Consider the following 15,515-nt stretch of genomic DNA (forward strand, 5'->3'; position numbering starts at 1 on the left):
GCAGGGTCAGGCTTCGTAAGGCGGGCGATTCGGGTCGCGGAGCGGATTCAACAGCGGCTTCAGACCATTGTGGTCGATCTCGCGCATCAATTCCAACAAGCGGCCAATCTCGCCCGGCGGAAACCCTTCGCGGGCAAACCAGTGCAGATAGGTGGCCGGCAGGTCGGCGATCAGTCGGCCCTGGTAGCGCCCATAGGGCATTTCCATGGTGACGAGCTTTTGAAGGTCTTCAGGGTTCATTGCGTGGACGTCGACGTGCAAACCCGATATTTAAACAGGTATCGTTCGTTGTCCCCAGCATGAGACCGCGATCACGCGGCGGGCCGGCAGGATCCCACGACACACGCCGGCGCGATGCGCACGGCCGGCGCACGAGGAGACACCATTTTGACCACATCCCCGCGATGGACGACCCGTCCCGACGGATCGAATTGGGGCGATTTCGGCCCGGACGATCGATTGGGCACCCTCAACCATCTTCAGGCCGAGCAACGCCTGCGCGCGGCGTGCGAGATTAGAGAAGGACTCTCTTTTTCGCTGAGCCTGCCGCTGAATGTGCCGCATGCGCCGGTGCTCAATCCGCGCCGCAAGGGTCCGGTCATTCGCGCTGCCGAGAAAAATGGCGTGCCCATGTACCGGTATCCCCTGGCCAACGACGTTCCTGGCGCAACCGATGTGATCAGCGACGATAGCGTGACGTTGTCGCCCCAGTACTCGACGCAATGGGACGCGTTGGGACATGTGGGCGCGCTTTTCGATCCTCATGGGACTGACCGGCCCATGCCCACGGGGTACAACGGCTTCACGGTGAGCCTGCCGCACGACGACGGTTTCCAGGGCACAGCGGAATTATCCATTGCGCCGATGGCGATGCACGGCATTCAGGGCCGGGGCGTGATGGTCGATCTGCGCGCGCATTTCGGCGATGCGCGCCGCCAGGTGACGCTGAAGGATCTGCAGCAGGTCATGGCGGCCGACAACATCGAGGTTTATCCGGGCGATGTGCTGTGTTTGCACACGGGCCTGGCCGACCTTGCCCTCACATTGGGCCCAGACGACCAGGAGCAACTGCGCACGCGTTGCTGCGTGCTGGATGGTCGCGACGCCGACTTGCTGGCGTGGATCAAGCACAGCAGGATCGCCGCCATCGCGGCCGACAACCATGCGGTCGAACAACGCAACCACACGTTGGACATGGCGCGCGGCCCGCTGCTGCCGTTGCACGAGCAGTGCCTCTTCAAACTCGGCCTGCCGCTGGGCGAGCTCTGGCATCTGACGCCTCTGGCCGCGTGGCTGAGGGCCAATGACCGCCATGCGTTCTTCCTGACCGCTGCCCCCCTGCATCTACCGGGGTTGGTCGGCGCACCGGTCAATCCGATCGCCACCGTCTGATATGCCAACCCCCTCATCAACGACAACAATCCCCAAGGGATGTGGAGACCAAACATGACACACAACACGATGCTGCGAACGTGCGCAGGTGCACTTGCTTTGATGGGTGCCGCCGCGTACGCGAACGCGGCCGACTATCCCAGTCAGCCCATTACGGTGGTGGTGCCGTATTCGGCCGGCGGCGGTGCCGACAATGCGGCGCGCATCATTGCGCAAGGCATGGGCGAGGCATCCGGGCAAAGCGTGGTGATCGAAAACAAGGGCGGGGCCAGTGGCTCCATCGGCGCCGCTGCCGTGGCGCGGGCCGCGCCGGATGGCTACACGGTGTTGTTCGACGCCTCTGCCTTCGCCATCAACCCGGTCTTGCGCAAGTTGCCCTACGACGCCAGGAAGGACTTCATTCCCGTGTCGCAAGCGGTGAGTGTGCCCAATATCCTCGTCGTCGCGCCGAATTCGCCCTTCACGTCATTGCCCGATGTCCTGAAAGCAGCCAAGCAAAGCCCCGGCAAATACACCTTTGCATCGTATGGCCCGGGAAGTCTGGCCCAGATGGCCGCGGAACTGCTGAAGAAGGATGCCGACATCGATCTGGTGCACATTCCGTACAAGGGTGGTGCGCCCGCGATCGTGGATGTAATGGGCGGTCAGGTCGACATGTATTTTGCGAACGCCGCGTCGAGCCTGAACTATGTGGCCGGCAACAAACTGCGCGCACTCGCCGTGTCCTCGGCCAAACGCATGCCTGAACTGCCTGAAGTGCCCACGGTGACCGAAGCGGGCATCAAGAACTTCGACGTTGTCGAATGGAACGGTTTTTTCCTGCCGGCCGGCACCCCGCCCGACGTCGTCGCCAAGCTGCAAGCATTGATCCAAAAGACGCTGGCGCGTGCCGACACAAAGGAGAAACTTGCCAAACTGGGGCTGACGCCCGTCGGCAGTTCCTCGGCCGCGTTCGCCGCCTTCGTGGAGGCGGAGCAGTCGCGTTGGGCCGATGTCGTGCGCGCCAACAACATCACCGCAAACTGAAACCCCGATATCCATGCGGCCCACGCCCACACATGCTGACGCACCACCAGCGTGCCCGCCGGTGTGGGCGCTCGCGCCATCAGGCGCACCGGGCGTGGGCCGCGCTTCAGGAGAACGACCATGAGCCGTACCGACGATTTCGAACAAGGGCTGGGTAACCGGCGCGCCGTGCTCGGCGATGCGTGGGTGGAGCGATCGCTGTCGCGCGCCACCACCTTCACCGCCGAGTATCAAAATTTGATCACGCGCTACGCGTGGAACGACATCTGGAGCCGCCCGGGCCTGGAACGCAAGACGCGCCGGATGATGGTATTGAGCGTCACGCTTGCTTTGGCACGCTGGGAAGAATTCGAACTGCACGCGCGCGCGGGCTTGCTTGCGCAGGACGATTCCCGCATTACACCGGACGAACTGAAAGAGGTGTTGCTTCAGAACGCCATCTACGCCGGCGTGCCGGCCGCAAATACGGCCTTCAACCTGGCGCAAAACATTCTGCGCGAGGTGGCCGACGAGATCGGATACCGGCTGGAGAGCGCCTCACCTGCGGATGCCGACCCGCTGCGTTGAACGGTCAACCCACGGCTTCCCGCTGCAGCAGTTCGCGTTTACGCTCCACGCCCCAGCGGTAGCCTGAAAGATCGCCGTCCCGGCGCACCACCCGATGGCAGGGGATTGCCACAGCCAGCCGGTTGGCCGCGCAGGCTTGTGCCACCGCCCGCACGGCTTTTGGCTGGCCGATGCGCTGCGCAATATCGGTATAACTCGCCGTTTGTCCTGGTGGAATATCGCGCAACGCCTGCCACACCCGCTCTTGGAAAGCGGTGCCGCGCACGTCCAGAGGCAAATTCAGGCCGATCGACGGCGCCTCGATGAAACCTACGACCTCGGCGATCAACTGCTCGAATGCGGCGTCGCCACCGATCAGGCGGGCGCGAGGAAACTGATCCTGCAGATTGCGCACCAACGCGTCTGGCTCTGGCCCCAGAAAAATGGCGCAGATGCCGCGCTGACTTTGCGCCACCAGGATTGCCCCGAGGCTGCATTGGCCCACGGCAAAACGAATCTCGGCATTGCGCCCGCCGTTACGGTAATCCCGCGCGGGCATGCCCAGCAGTGCCTGGGACGTTTCGTAGAAACGGCTGTTGGAATTGAACCCCGCTTCGTAGATCGCGTCCGTGATGGTGCCGCTGGCGGCCGCCAGCTCATCGCGCATCCGGCGCGCGCGGGCAGCATTCGCATACGCTTTGGGCGTGACGCCGGTTTCGGCCTTGAAGACCCGATGAAAGTGAAACGTGCTCATGCCGGCCTGCGCGGCCAGATCGTCAAGATTGGGCAGCGTCGTCGCGGTGTCGATCGCCCGGCATGCGTGCGCCACGAGCGCAGCGCGTTTGGCGGCCGACGCGGTTTGGTCCGCATCGGCTCGACGACTGGGACGAAAACCGGCGTGTTCGGCGGCAGTCGCGGTATCGAAGAACACCACATTCTCGCGCCTGGGCAGGCGCGCCGACGCGCTGGGGCGGCAGTACACCCCGGTGGTTTTCACGGCATAGACGAATGCCTCGTCCGCAGCGGCATCCCGCGTCATCACGGCATGCCAGCGGGCGTCGTCGTCAGCGAAAGGGGGGTGTGCAGCGAGGGCGGGAGAGGTCGTCAACATGATGGTCTGGAAAGAAAGCGCCGATGCGGCCACTTTAAGGCGAGCCGGTCATCAAGAAAAATTCGTTTCTTGCGATCGAACTATGCCGGTTCAGCACCGCATTTTCTTCTACTATCGTAGTCATCAAGCATGCGATGAGGAAGTGCCGTGAATTTCGTGTTTCGTGGGGATGAACTGCTGGTCGATGAAACGTCCAGCACATTGCCGGATGACGGCATTTTCCACACCGCAGGCGTACCCGCCGTCCAGGCACAGTCGCTCTGGCTGAAATCACACAAACCCGGCCGTACCGCTTTTGTGTCACGCGCAAGCGATGCGCCGCAAGGGTTTGCGTTCAAGAAACTGCGTTCGCTGTTCGGCGTACTCGACGATGCCGATATGGCCCTGGCGGGTCGCGCGTTCCAAATCGCCGAGTGGGCGCGCACGCATCGCTACTGCGGCGCCTGTGCCACCGCCACGATCCAGTCGGAGACCGAATTTTGCATGCGATGCCCGCAGTGCAGATTATCCGCTTATCCGCGGATTTCACCGGCCATGATGGTGCTGATCAAAAAGGGCGACCAGATTCTGCTCGCCAAGCACACGGGTTCGCCCACCGCGCGCCATACGGCGCTCGCAGGCTTCGTCGAAGTGGGGGAGAGCATCGAGCAAACCGTGCATCGCGAGGTGTTCGAAGAGGTGGGCCTGCGGGTGCATAACCTGCAATACTTCGGCAGCCAGCCGTGGCCGTTTCCGCATTCGCTGATGGTGGCCTTCACTGCGGAGTATCTGAGCGGTGAGATTGCGGTGCAGGAAGACGAAATCGCGGAGGCGCGGTGGTTCGGGCCGCACGATACATTGCCTGACATTGCCGGTCGCATTTCAATTGCCGGCTTGTTGATTCGGGCTAATTTGCCGGGCGGCTCGGCCCAACGCTAAGCGCAGCGCCGCAGCGGCACCCGCCGAACCGCGGCGGCATTCTTTTCGATGGCGTCTTCCACGACTTCACGCGCATGACGCAATTCGTAAGCAGCCTGGGCGTAGGCGGCGTAATCGCGCGACGCCAGGGGTTTGGTCGCATCGTCCGCTAGCGCCTGATATCGCTCACTGGCTTTCTGAAGGTTCGAGAGCGCATTCTCCAACTTCATCATTGCTCCTAAGTGCTTGCAGGCGCACATGCGCCGGCTCCTCAGGACATACGCGCGGCGTCCGCCTTTGGATGCGATAAAAAGGTAACGGGATGCACCCAAATTTGCGAAGATCTAAACAAATGACAGAGGTTATCAGCGCTTTTGTGGATGATGGGCACTGTATGCTGCAACATCCTTGACCAGGGGCGGCAATGCCAGTGCCAACAGGATTGCCGCCAGTGGCACCACGCAAATAAATCCGAACGATTGAAACCCGACTGCGCCCACGAGACCTCCCACCACAAACATCACGATCAAACCGGTGCTGGTGCGCAGGCGTTGGGTGTCATGCCGAACCACAGGGTGTGCACCCTTATCGGCGGCACGGTTCCAATACAGCAACTTGCCCAGCTCCATGCCCAGATCGGTGATGTTGCCCGTCATGTGGGTCGTGCGAATGCCGCCCTTCGACGTTTTCGACCCCACGGCGTTCTGCAACCCCATGATGAAGCACAGGAGCAGCACCGTGGTGGGTACGGCGAATGGCGTATTCCAAGACAGGGTGATGGCACCCGCGATACCGAAAGGGAAGAGGAGCGCCGCCTCGAGCAGCAGCGGCAGGGCATAAATGCTGTGCAACCGGTGCTGCCGGCCCCAATGCACAAGCATCGTGCACACCAATGCGCCCACCACGAACGACAGGATCGCACCCAAGGCGCCAAGCAGAATGCGCGTATCGCCCGTGACCAGACCATCGGCAAACTGCGACGCAAATCCGGTCATGTGCGAGGTATACACATGGAGCACTAGAAATCCGCCTGCATTGATTGCCCCGGCGTTGAACGCGAGCAACAAGCCGAATGCGCGATTGGTCGAGGGTGCGCGATGGCGGTTGGTGAGATAGCGGAGACGGCGCATGGGCATAAACCTCTCAGCCTGGGATGAATAGAATTCTTCGAGAACTTTACATCCAGAATTGTGACCGTGCCGATCGTGCGTTTTCCCTATGAGGTTCACCATGCAAGGCCGTGCTTTGTGACAGGCCCCGGCATTCAACGACGATGGCGCCCAAGGCCTTCGCTTGTGATCTCAAATTCGCAGGTCTAGGATGAACCGCGAATTGAAGAGGACACTTCTTATGCGTAAATCATTGAATGCCATTGCAATTGCCGCCGCTACGGTGAGCTTTCTGCCCTCAGGCGTCGCGCACGCCCAATTGATGGATGCCGTCAAGGGGCAACTCGGCGGACTCGGGCAGGGGGGCACAGCGGGCAGCAGTACCAATGCATCGGGATTGGGCGGCATGTCGATGTCGTCATTGACGTCCGGCAGCATGGGCAACGTCGCCGGAGTGCTCGAATTCTGCATGAAGAACAATTATCTGAATGCGAACGCTGCCGCCGGCGTGAAGGATAAGTTGCTCGGAAAATTATCGGGTGCGACGCCTGAAGCCAAGAAGAGCGATACGGGCTACATGGCCGGATTGGGTGGCTTGCTGACCGGCAAGGACGGCCAGAATGTGGACCTGAAAGGCGGCGGATTGAAGCAGGAACTGACCAAGAAGGCCTGCGATCAGGTACTCAAGCAAGGCAAGTCGTTGATGTGATTTGGACCGGCATCGGCAGCCGATGCTGGTGCTGTCGCATAAATCGTTGCGCAGGTTGGCGTCACTTTTTGCGTTATCTCACCGGAGCACGTCATGTCATACCGTTTCGTCGCGCAGTCCTCCCTGGCATTGTTTACCGCCGGCATGCTCGCCACCAGTGCCTGGGCGCACCACGGCTGGTCCTGGGCCGACGCCGAACAGATCCAGTTATCCGGCACGGTCAAGGCCGTGCAGATCGCGCCTCCCCATCCCACAATGGATATCGAGACGCCCAATGATGGCGTCTGGCGCGTGGAGTTGGGCAATCCCTCACAAACCCAGCGATCGGGATTTGTGGAAGGGTCGGCCAAAGTGGGCGACAAGATCACCGCCACCGGCAATCGCGCCGAGGACCATGCCGAAAAACGGATGAAGGCCGTGCAGGTGACAGTAGCCGGCAAAACGTACAACATCTATCCCGAGCGGATCCAGGCCAAGCGTTAAACCGGCGCATGCTCGACTGGATAGGAAGTCTGCCGCCTGCCGTTTATTTGCAACGGTCGCCTAACCTGTACGTGCTGGTCAACGCGGCACACATCGCCGCCCTGGGGGTGCTGATCGGCGCGATCGTCGCGTTGGACTGCCGGGTGCTGGGTGCGGCGCGAACGCTTCCGTTTGCGGTCATGGGACCCTATCTATCGCGTATCGCCCGCGATGGGTTGCTCGTTGCGGTCGCGACCGGCGCCTGGCTCTTTTCCGTGCGGCCGCATGAATACGTTGAAAATGCCGCCTTTTTGGTCAAGGTGGGGCTGGTTACGCTGGGTGTCTTGAATGCGGTCTGGTTGCATCGGCGCGCCGACTGGTCCCACGCCGTTGGCCAAGGCAAAATGTCGACGGCGATGCGCTTGCACGCGTCGGCCTCGCTCATGCTGTGGTTTGGCGCAGTACTCGCTGGACGGTGGATCGGTTTTCTGTAGCCGTCACATCACACCGCCGGGGTGCCAAAGATAGGGAACATCTGGACTGCAAGCTTTTGTCGCCTGCGTTACGCTTGACGGCAGTTCACACCACTCCCTTTGCAGCCCCATGACCCCCGCACCCGTATTCACCACCATCGACGACCTGCAGTACATTCAATCCGAGCTCGAAACCATCCGGCAAGGTTTTCACCAGCGCCCCGAGCTTGCTTACAAAGAAAATGCCACGTCGAGCTTCATTATCGAGAAGCTCAAGGACTGGGGCTACACCGTGACGACCGGCATCGCCGGCACGGGTCTGGTCGCGACGATGAAGGTGGGTGCCGGCACGAAACGTCTTGGCTTGCGCGCCGATATGGACGCGTTGCCGATCGCCGAGCAAACGGGTTTGCCTTATGCCAGCGAGCACACGGGATTGATGCACGCATGTGGCCACGACGGCCACATGACGATGCTGCTCGGCGCTGCGAAGCACCTGGCATTGACGAAGAATTTCTCCGGCACGCTCAACCTCATTTTTCAACCCGCGGAAGAGGCCGGTTTCAATAGCGGTGGCAAGACGATGGTCGAAGAAGGCCTGTTCGATCGTTTTCCGTGCGACGTGATTTATGCCATTCACAACCATCCGGGTGCTCCGCAAGGTCAATTTCTGTTTCGCGAAGGCACGTTTCTGGCCGCGGGCGATCGCGTGTTCATCAAGGTATTTGGCCATGGCGGACACGCTGCGCGTCCCCATCACTCGGTCGACACCGTGGTGGTGTGCGCCGCGATCGTGATGGCCTTGCAGACCATCGTGTCGCGCAACGTCGATCCCAATGAGTCGGCTGTGGTGACCGTGGGCCGCATGCGTTGTGGCGACGCGCTCAACGTGATTCCTGCCGAAGGCGAAATCGGCATTTCGGTGCGTTCGTTCGACCCTGACGTGCGCAAAAAGCTGAAGGAACGTATCGAGCGCATTTGCCATTCGACCGCCGAAGCCTATGACGCACGTGTCGAGATCGATTACATCGCAGGCTACCCGGTCGTCGATAACGACATCGCCGCGACGGCGCTGGCGCTTTCCGTCGCCCGCGAACTCGTGGGTGAAGACGACATTGTGGAAAACACGCCCCGGCGCATGGGCAGTGAAGATTTCGCGTACATGCAGCAGGTGGTGCCGGGCGCGCTGGTGCGGTTGGGCAACGGCCCGTCCGACGGTGGGCGCGATCTGCACAATCCGAAGTTCGATTTCAACGACGCTAATTTAAGTGTCGGCGCGGCGTTCTGGTGCCGTCTCACTGAACGGTTCCTGAGCGCTTGATTGTCTGCGGGATCGCGCATTCGTCGCCCGCAGCCCTCAATTCGCCCGGACGTCGCCGATAAGCGCCTCGAACAGTCGCGCGTAAGGCGATTCACGCGGATAGAGCAGACCCAGTTTGCGCGTGAGCCCGCTGGTCGGTAACGGCCGCACATGGACGTTGGCGGGCACGCTCTCCGGGCGATAGCAGTTGGGCACGAGCGACACACCCAGCCCCATCCCCACGAGCATCAAAATGCCGTCAGGCGAATCCATTTCAAATCGCTCATGCGGTTGTATGCCTTGTTCCTGTAGATATTGTTCCGCCAGCGCACCGCCCCAGGTGCGCCGGTCGTAACGCATGAACGGCTGCTCGGCGAGCAAGGTTTTGAGTGGCACGTGCGCAAGCTGCGCCGGAGCAAGCACGACCAGCGGCTCTACGCGCACCGTTTCCCACACATAGGGCTTGGGTAACTTGAAGGGTGGGGCGACCAGCAACGCGGCATCGACTTTACCGACGAGCACCTGATGATAAAGATCGTGCGAAGCGCCGATTTCGAGTGTGGCATCCAATAACGGATACCGGTCGGACACTTGCTTGAGCAGCTCCGGCATCACATTCGTCAACGCCGTACGGATCGTGCCGATACGCAGCCCGCCGGGAAAGCCGTCGCTGGCGACTGCAGATTTCAGACTGCGCATGTCGCGCTGGAAGCGACGTGCGTGCGAGAGCAACCGGGCGCCGCCCTCCGTAATGCGCACAAAGCGCCCCGAGCGAATGACGAGCGGCACGCCAAACTCCCGCTCAAGCGACCTCAGGCGTTGCGCAAGTGCGGTGGGCGTAATGCTCATGCGCCGCGCGGCCTCGGCCATCGAGCCGCACTCGGCCACCATCACGAAGGTATCGATATAGCGTGTGTCCACCGTGCAGCACCTGCTTGGAATGAATAAAAACTATGTTTTAAACGCCTAAAAAAGACATTGTGCTTCGGTTACCGGAATCCGACAATGAGGTAGAAATCTTGAGTCGGCGTGCGCACCGGGCGGGGTACCCCACCGCATGCCGCAATCCGATCGCAGCAAGACCACTCAACAGGGAGACCCCACACAATGTCCGTGGAATCATTGCCGCTCGACCAGAAAACGATCGACGTCCTCTCGGGCGTGACGACCGCCACGCTCACGACCGTATTGCTCAAGAAAGGGCTGCGCAATGTGTGGCTGCGCGGTGCGATGCCGCTCGTGGCGGGTCGCAAACGTATCGTCGGCCGGGCCTTCACGCTGCGCTTCGTTCCTGCACGTGAGGATCTGGCTACACCGGCATCGTGGGGCTCACCGATTTCCACGCGCGCCGCGATCGAAGCGATGCCCTCGGGCGCCATCGCCGTCGTCGATGCGATGGGCGTGAAAGACGCGGGAATTTTCGGCGACATCCTGTGCGCACGGATGCAGAAGCGGGGTGTGGCTGCATTGGTGACCGACGGCGTGGTGCGCGATGCCGAAGGGGTTCTGGCCAGCAATCTGCCCGTGTGGTGCAGCGGCGCGGCGGCACCGCCATCCGTGGCCGGGCTCACCTTCGTGGGCTGGCAGGAGCCCATCGGCTGCGGCGGCGTGGCCATCATGCCTAACGACGTTCTGGTGCTGGACGGCGATGGCGCAGTCCTCATCCCGGCCGAACTGCTCGACGCGGTGGTCGACGCGGCCGCGGAGCAGGAACGGCTCGAGGGGTGGATCATGCAGCAGGTCGAAGCCGGCGAAAAACTGCCGGGCCTGTACCCGCCCAACAAGGAAAACCAGGCGCGTTACGACGCCTGGCGCGCCACGCAGAAAACGTAATCCCAATGCGGGTCGCGGGCGCCGTTCGGATCACGGCGGCGCCACGGCAATTCCCGGCTGGAAGACATCGAGCGTCGATCGAACGCGGTCTTCACACGCCTATAACAACGATATGGAGCGAGACAATGGAAAAGAAAATGCGGGTTCGCCGTCAGTGGCTTGGTGCAGCCGTCGCCTTCAGCGTGATGATTGCAGGATCGAGTGTGCAGGCGCAGAGCGTTTATCCCGATAAGCCCACCACCTTGCTGGTCGGATTTTCCGCCGGCGGCGCCGTCGACAACGTGGCGCGTCTGCTCGGACAAGGGCTGGGCCAAACGCTCGGCCAACCCTACGTGATCGAGAATCGCGCAGGCGCGACCGGTACGATCGCCGCAGAAGCGGCCGCCCGCGCACAACCGGATGGCTACACCTTGTTATTGGGCACGCAGTCGACGATGGTGGTGGCCCCCAGCATGTACCCCAATCTGCGCTTCGATCCGATCAAGAGTTTCGTACCCGTGTCGTTGATCTCGTCCGTACCCCTGGTCCTGGTCGTGAACCCCGCGCTGCCCTTGCATAGTGTGCAGGACGTCATCAAGTATTTGAAGGACAACAAGGGTCAGGTCACCTATGCCTCATCGGGATTGGGTGGGCCGCAGCACGTGTCGGCCGAATTGTTTGCGGCCATGGCGGGTGTGCAGATGGTGCATGTACCCTACAAGGGGGAGTCGCAGGCGATTACCGATGTGCTGGGCAATCAGATTCCTTTGATGTTCAGCAACCTGCCGACGTTATTGCCGCATATCCGCAGCGGCAAACTGCGTGCAATTGCAGTGAGCAGCCTGCAGCGTTCGCCCACGGCACCCGAGATTCCCACCGTGGCCGAATCCGGTTTGCCGGGATTTGAAGCGCTGACGTGGTTTGGGCTATATGCGCCCGCCGGCACGCCGCCCGCCGTCGTGCAGAAGCTGGAGCACGGTGTGAAAACCACGCTCGCCGATCCCGGCATTCGTGAAAAAATGGAATTGCAGGGCATGAAGATCGAAGGCCGCGATAGCGCCGCGTTCAAAACCTACATGGAGGCTGAAAGCGTGAAGTGGGGCGATCTGATCAGAAAATCGGGCATCAAGCCGGAGTAAACCGGTTCGACCGCATGCCCGCACGTGGGATCGATACTTGCCGCACAGTGAGTCAGTGTTGCGGTGTGGCGGTTGTGATCAAAGCACCCGATGTCATTCATATGAACAGGGAGTGTGCAGATGAACCGTGTCGTCCGATCTTTTTTGTTGTCGGCTTGCGCCGCGTCCGGTCTGGCGGTGTTGACAATGATGGCCGCATCACCGGCGCGTGCCGCCGGCAATCCGCTCGAGGCTGAGCGCTGGCAGTCACGCCCGCTGGTGCTGGTTGCGCCTTCGGCTGATGATCCCTTGGTGCGCAGCATTGAGGGCGCGTTGAGCCAGACGTCCGTCAGACGCGACTTCGACGACCGGGAGATGGTGCTGTTCACCGTGCTGGCCGGCAAAGGCGCACGCAATGATATGGCGCTGAGTGCCCAGCAGACGCAGGCCTTGCTGCGTGCGCTGGGATTGAAGGCCGATGGTCCGGCCACCCTGGTGCTCGTGGGTAAAGACGGCGGCGAGAAGATGACCGAGGTGGGTCACGCCAGTTTGCAGGACATCTTTCCGGTGATCGATGCCATGCCCATGCGCCGGGCCCGCTAGACGGCGATCAGTGTTGGGGTCGTGCTGGAGGGGTTTCCGGCAGGAACCAGTTCAGGATCAGCGCGCACAAGCCGCCCGTGGCCACACCGGATTCCAGCACATGCCGCAACGTGGTGGGCAGATGCGCCAGAAATTCCGGCACTTGCGTCACGCCCAGGCCGAGGGCCAACGACACGGCAATCACCAGCAGCGCGCGCCGATCGAGACGAATGCTCGCCAGAATATTGATGCCCGAGGCCGCCACGGCGCCGAACATCACCATCGCAGCGCCGCCCAATACCGGCTCGGGCACGGCCTGCAGCACGCCCGCGATCGGCGGAAACAATCCCAAGAGCACAAGCATGCCGGCGATCCACACGCCCACGTGCCGGCTGGCGATGCCGGTCAATTGAATCACGCCATTGTTCTGCGCGAAGATCGAACTGGGGAACGTGTTCATCACGCCGGCCAACAATGAATTCACGCCGTTTACCAGCACGCCGCCCTTGATGCGCTGCATCCACACCGGCCCATCCACGGGCTGGCGCGATACTTTGCTCGTGGCCGTGATGTCGCCGATCGCCTCAAGCGACGTCACCAAATAGATGATCAACATCGGCACAAACAACGACCACGAAAAGCCGATGCCGAAATGCAGGGGCGTGGGAATATGGAAGAGGGCAGCCTCACGCATGCCGGTGAAGTCCAGGCGGCCCATCGTCGCCGCCACCGCATAGCCGGTCGCCAGCGCAATCACGAGCGCAGCGCTTCGCACCCACACCACGTGCACGCGATTGAGCACCACGATGATCGCCAGCACCAAGCCCGACAGGGTGAGGTTTTCCGCATTGGCGAAGGTGCCGTTTGCCATGGCCGCAAAGCCGCCCCCCATGCTGATCAGCCCCACCTTGATCAACGTCAGCCCGATCAGCAGCACCACGATGCCGGTCACCAATGGCGTGATCAAGCGTTTGACGAACGGCAGGATGCGCGAAATACCGATCTCGACGAAGGAGCCTGCAATCACGACGCCGAAAATCGCCGCCATCACTGCCTCGACGGGCGTACCGTCTTTCACCATCATTGCGCCACCTGCGATCAAGGGACCAACGAAATTGAAACTGGTGCCTTGAACGATCAGCAAGCCGGCACCCAACGGGCCAAAACGCTTGCATTGGACGTACGTGGCAATGCCCGACACCACAAGCGACATCGACACGATGAGATTGGTATCGCGGGACGACACCCCCAGCGCCTGGCAGATCAACAACCCTGGCGTCACGATCGGAACGATGATGGCCAGCAGGTGCTGAAACGCAGCAAGCAGGGAGATCCAGCCACGCGGCCGATCTTCAAGCGCGTAGATCAGGTCGGTGCGATGATCGTCGATAGGGGGCGTAGAGGTTGGGGCGGTCACGTCGGCGGATCCGGCAAAAGGCGGGATTCTACCGTTGTTGTGACGCAAGCCTTAAAGAAATAATACTGATATTCAGTTTGTGGTAAGGAAGTGTCCTTGACACTAGCCAACGTGAGATCGAGCAAGCGGCCACGCCGTTCGCGCTAATCGATCCGTGAATAAAAATACGTTGGAGACAAAATGAGCACGATTGAAAAGACCACGATGTCAAAGCTCAGTTGGCGGCTGCTGCCGCTGCTGATGATCTGCTATTTCATCGCTTATCTCGACCGGGTCAACCTGGGCTTCGCCGGCGCGGCGATGTCGAAAGATCTTGGGTTTACGAGCGCGGTATTTGGCGCCGCTGCCGGTATCTTTTTCATCGGCTACTTCATCTTTGAAGTACCAAGCAACCTTGCCCTGGAAAAATTCGGTGCCCGCAAGTGGATCGCCCGCATTATGTTCACGTGGGCCATCCTTTCGGCCGCGCAAGCCTGGGTCACCGGCCCTACCAGTCTGAACGTCGTGCGGTTCTTGCTCGGTGCCGCTGAAGCAGGCTTTTTCCCGGGCGTGATTTACTACATCACGATCTGGTTTCCTACTGCCTATCGGGCGCGTATCGTGGGATGGTTCATGTTTGCCATTCCGATTTCCACGGTGATTGGATCGCCGATCTCCGGCTACATCCTCAATCTTGACGGCATGGGCGGCCTGCATGGGTGGCAGTGGCTGTTCATTCTTGAAGCCATTCCGGCACTCATTCTCACGTTCTTCGTGCTGCTTTATCTGCCCGATCGTCCGAAGAACGCCAAGTGGCTGACCGATGAAGAGCGCACGTGGCTAGAAGAGCGCCTGGCAGCGGAGCGCGCCCAGCGCGAATCCCGCGTGAACATTTCGTGGAAGCAAACGTTGTTCAACTGGCGCGTGATCGGGTTGGGCTTCGTCTACATGGGCATCACCGTGCCACTGTATGGGTTGGGCTTTTTCCTGCCGCAGATCATTCGCGGTTTCGGCAACCTGACCAACGTTGAAGTGGGCTTCATCAACGCGTTCCCTTATCTGGTGGGTGCAATTGCCATGGTGTTCTGGACCCGGTGGTCGGACGCGCGGCGCGAGCGCAAGATTTTTGTGCTTATCCCGTTGGCGTGCATCGTGGTCGGGCTGGTCGCCGCTGCGGCGATCAACGATCCGGTCATGAAAATGGCCGCGGTCACGCTTGCCTCGTTTGGTGTGTTCTCGGCGCTGCCTGTGTTCTGGACGATCCCCGCGGCGCTCCTATCGGGCACGGCAGCCGCCGCCGGTATTGCCTGGATCAACTCGATCGGTAATCTGGGCGGTTATATCGGGCCCACCATTTTCGGTTCGTTGAAAACGTCGACCGGCAACGATCTTTATGCGGTGATGTTTCTCGCGCTGCTTGCAGCCGTGGGATTCATCCTCGTACTGATCATCGGCCACGACTCGAAGGCCGAATACGCCACGCTCAATCCTGAACTGAAGTCCGTCACGCCGATCAAACGATAGGCGCAAGTTTGGCAACATGGCCGACGCATCGCTCACCGCGATCGTCGGCCATGTTATT

At 61.1% G+C, this 15,515-nt stretch carries 18 protein-coding genes; 12 read left to right on the plus strand and 6 right to left on the minus strand.

Features of this window, described 5'->3' with window-relative positions; translation table 11 throughout:
- Positions 1–6: 6 nt before the first annotated feature.
- Entirely contained in the window at positions 7–240 is a 234-nt protein-coding gene (locus EYW45_RS17095) for a DUF3820 family protein (protein ID WP_161136632.1), read from the minus strand.
- 114 nt (positions 241–354) lie between these two features.
- Between EYW45_RS17095 and EYW45_RS17100 the strand changes: the two genes are divergently transcribed.
- The 3 genes from EYW45_RS17100 (at position 355) to EYW45_RS17110 (ending at position 2,985) form a co-directional block, all read left to right on the plus strand.
- A complete protein-coding gene (locus EYW45_RS17100) occupies positions 355–1,392 on the plus strand; it encodes a cyclase family protein (protein WP_161136633.1) in 1,038 nt (345 codons plus the stop codon).
- Between the two features lie 69 nt (positions 1,393–1,461).
- Complete coding sequence (locus EYW45_RS17105) at positions 1,462–2,418, plus strand: tripartite tricarboxylate transporter substrate binding protein (RefSeq protein WP_161137083.1); 957 nt, start codon at positions 1,462–1,464, stop codon at positions 2,416–2,418.
- A gap of 120 nt (positions 2,419–2,538) precedes the next feature.
- The gene (locus tag EYW45_RS17110; protein ID WP_161136634.1) at positions 2,539–2,985 is read left to right on the plus strand and encodes a carboxymuconolactone decarboxylase family protein; all 447 of its coding nucleotides are present in this window, start codon (positions 2,539–2,541) and stop codon (positions 2,983–2,985) included.
- 4 nt (positions 2,986–2,989) lie between these two features.
- On the opposite strand, the gene ada is transcribed toward EYW45_RS17110, so the two are convergent.
- Complete coding sequence (gene ada / locus EYW45_RS17115) at positions 2,990–4,075, minus strand: bifunctional DNA-binding transcriptional regulator/O6-methylguanine-DNA methyltransferase Ada (protein WP_161136635.1); 1,086 nt, start codon at positions 4,073–4,075, stop codon at positions 2,990–2,992.
- Positions 4,076–4,222: 147 nt separating this feature from the next.
- On the opposite strand from ada, the gene nudC reads away from it, so the two are divergent.
- Entirely contained in the window at positions 4,223–4,993 is a 771-nt protein-coding gene (gene nudC, locus EYW45_RS17120) for an NAD(+) diphosphatase (protein WP_161136636.1), read from the plus strand.
- On the opposite strand, the gene EYW45_RS17125 is transcribed toward nudC, so the two are convergent.
- Together EYW45_RS17125 and EYW45_RS17130 are read right to left on the minus strand one after the other, a co-directional pair.
- Entirely contained in the window at positions 4,990–5,202 is a 213-nt protein-coding gene (locus EYW45_RS17125; RefSeq protein ID WP_161136637.1) for a hypothetical protein, read from the minus strand. The genes nudC and EYW45_RS17125 overlap by 4 nt on opposite strands.
- A gap of 135 nt (positions 5,203–5,337) precedes the next feature.
- Complete coding sequence (locus tag EYW45_RS17130; protein WP_161136638.1) at positions 5,338–6,102, minus strand: YoaK family protein; 765 nt, start codon at positions 6,100–6,102, stop codon at positions 5,338–5,340.
- Between the two features lie 220 nt (positions 6,103–6,322).
- Here EYW45_RS17130 and EYW45_RS17135 point away from each other — a divergent pair, with 220 nt between their 5' ends.
- From EYW45_RS17135 to EYW45_RS17150, 4 genes are all read left to right on the plus strand, one after another.
- Positions 6,323–6,790 (plus strand): DUF2501 domain-containing protein, encoded by a 468-nt coding sequence (locus EYW45_RS17135; RefSeq protein WP_161136639.1) that lies wholly within the window; start codon positions 6,323–6,325, stop codon positions 6,788–6,790.
- Between the two features lie 93 nt (positions 6,791–6,883).
- Positions 6,884–7,273, plus strand: a complete 390-nt coding sequence (locus tag EYW45_RS17140) for a DUF6152 family protein (RefSeq protein ID WP_161136640.1) — start codon at positions 6,884–6,886, stop codon at positions 7,271–7,273.
- Positions 7,274–7,281: 8 nt separating this feature from the next.
- Positions 7,282–7,746: a DUF6644 family protein gene (locus EYW45_RS17145; RefSeq protein WP_161136641.1), complete on the plus strand. Its 465-nt coding sequence runs from the start codon at positions 7,282–7,284 to the stop codon at positions 7,744–7,746.
- 109 nt (positions 7,747–7,855) lie between these two features.
- Positions 7,856–9,046 carry a M20 aminoacylase family protein gene (locus EYW45_RS17150; protein ID WP_161136642.1) on the plus strand — a complete coding sequence of 397 codons (1,191 nt, stop codon included), beginning with the start codon at positions 7,856–7,858 and terminating at the stop codon, positions 9,044–9,046.
- 36 nt (positions 9,047–9,082) lie between these two features.
- On the opposite strand, the gene EYW45_RS17155 is transcribed toward EYW45_RS17150, so the two are convergent.
- Positions 9,083–9,946 carry a LysR family transcriptional regulator gene (locus EYW45_RS17155; RefSeq protein ID WP_161136643.1) on the minus strand — a complete coding sequence of 288 codons (864 nt, stop codon included), beginning with the start codon at positions 9,944–9,946 and terminating at the stop codon, positions 9,083–9,085.
- A 186-nt stretch (positions 9,947–10,132) separates the two neighbouring features.
- On the opposite strand from EYW45_RS17155, the gene EYW45_RS17160 reads away from it, so the two are divergent.
- The 3 genes from EYW45_RS17160 (at position 10,133) to EYW45_RS17170 (ending at position 12,558) form a co-directional block, all read left to right on the plus strand.
- On the plus strand, positions 10,133–10,858 hold the full coding sequence (locus EYW45_RS17160; RefSeq protein ID WP_161136644.1) for a ribonuclease activity regulator RraA: 726 nt from the start codon (positions 10,133–10,135) through the stop codon (positions 10,856–10,858).
- A gap of 125 nt (positions 10,859–10,983) precedes the next feature.
- Positions 10,984–11,976, plus strand: coding sequence for a Bug family tripartite tricarboxylate transporter substrate binding protein (locus EYW45_RS17165; protein ID WP_235939100.1), 993 nt, complete (start codon positions 10,984–10,986; stop codon positions 11,974–11,976).
- Positions 11,977–12,162: 186 nt separating this feature from the next.
- A complete protein-coding gene (locus EYW45_RS17170) occupies positions 12,163–12,558 on the plus strand; it encodes a DUF4174 domain-containing protein (protein ID WP_202444770.1) in 396 nt (131 codons plus the stop codon).
- Positions 12,559–12,565: 7 nt separating this feature from the next.
- On the opposite strand, the gene EYW45_RS17175 is transcribed toward EYW45_RS17170, so the two are convergent.
- On the minus strand, positions 12,566–13,954 hold the full coding sequence (locus tag EYW45_RS17175; protein WP_161136646.1) for a nucleobase:cation symporter-2 family protein: 1,389 nt from the start codon (positions 13,952–13,954) through the stop codon (positions 12,566–12,568).
- Positions 13,955–14,134: 180 nt separating this feature from the next.
- Here EYW45_RS17175 and EYW45_RS17180 point away from each other — a divergent pair, with 180 nt between their 5' ends.
- On the plus strand, positions 14,135–15,457 hold the full coding sequence (locus tag EYW45_RS17180; RefSeq protein ID WP_161136647.1) for an MFS transporter: 1,323 nt from the start codon (positions 14,135–14,137) through the stop codon (positions 15,455–15,457).
- Positions 15,458–15,515 lie beyond the last annotated feature (58 nt).

The sequence above is a fragment of the Schauerella aestuarii genome (genome assembly GCF_009866805.1).
In the GTDB taxonomy this organism is placed as follows: domain Bacteria; phylum Pseudomonadota; class Gammaproteobacteria; order Burkholderiales; family Burkholderiaceae_B; genus Schauerella; species Schauerella aestuarii.

Coding starts and splice junctions, on each gene's coding strand:
- EYW45_RS17095 (WP_161136632.1), bottom strand. CDS start 240: ATGAACCCTGAAGACCTTCAAAAGCTCGTCACCATGGAAATGCCCTAT.
- EYW45_RS17140 (WP_161136640.1), top strand. CDS start 6,884: ATGTCATACCGTTTCGTCGCGCAGTCCTCCCTGGCATTGTTTACCGCC.
- EYW45_RS17160 (WP_161136644.1), top strand. CDS start 10,133: ATGTCCGTGGAATCATTGCCGCTCGACCAGAAAACGATCGACGTCCTC.
- EYW45_RS17105 (WP_161137083.1), top strand. CDS start 1,462: ATGCTGCGAACGTGCGCAGGTGCACTTGCTTTGATGGGTGCCGCCGCG.
- EYW45_RS17145 (WP_161136641.1), top strand. CDS start 7,282: ATGCTCGACTGGATAGGAAGTCTGCCGCCTGCCGTTTATTTGCAACGG.
- ada (WP_161136635.1), bottom strand. CDS start 4,075: ATGTTGACGACCTCTCCCGCCCTCGCTGCACACCCCCCTTTCGCTGAC.
- EYW45_RS17170 (WP_202444770.1), top strand. CDS start 12,163: ATGATGGCCGCATCACCGGCGCGTGCCGCCGGCAATCCGCTCGAGGCT.
- EYW45_RS17110 (WP_161136634.1), top strand. CDS start 2,539: ATGAGCCGTACCGACGATTTCGAACAAGGGCTGGGTAACCGGCGCGCC.
- EYW45_RS17100 (WP_161136633.1), top strand. CDS start 355: ATGCGCACGGCCGGCGCACGAGGAGACACCATTTTGACCACATCCCCG.
- EYW45_RS17180 (WP_161136647.1), top strand. CDS start 14,135: ATGAGCACGATTGAAAAGACCACGATGTCAAAGCTCAGTTGGCGGCTG.
- EYW45_RS17125 (WP_161136637.1), bottom strand. CDS start 5,202: ATGAAGTTGGAGAATGCGCTCTCGAACCTTCAGAAAGCCAGTGAGCGA.
- EYW45_RS17150 (WP_161136642.1), top strand. CDS start 7,856: ATGACCCCCGCACCCGTATTCACCACCATCGACGACCTGCAGTACATT.
- EYW45_RS17135 (WP_161136639.1), top strand. CDS start 6,323: ATGCGTAAATCATTGAATGCCATTGCAATTGCCGCCGCTACGGTGAGC.
- EYW45_RS17165 (WP_235939100.1), top strand. CDS start 10,984: ATGGAAAAGAAAATGCGGGTTCGCCGTCAGTGGCTTGGTGCAGCCGTC.
- EYW45_RS17130 (WP_161136638.1), bottom strand. CDS start 6,102: ATGCGCCGTCTCCGCTATCTCACCAACCGCCATCGCGCACCCTCGACC.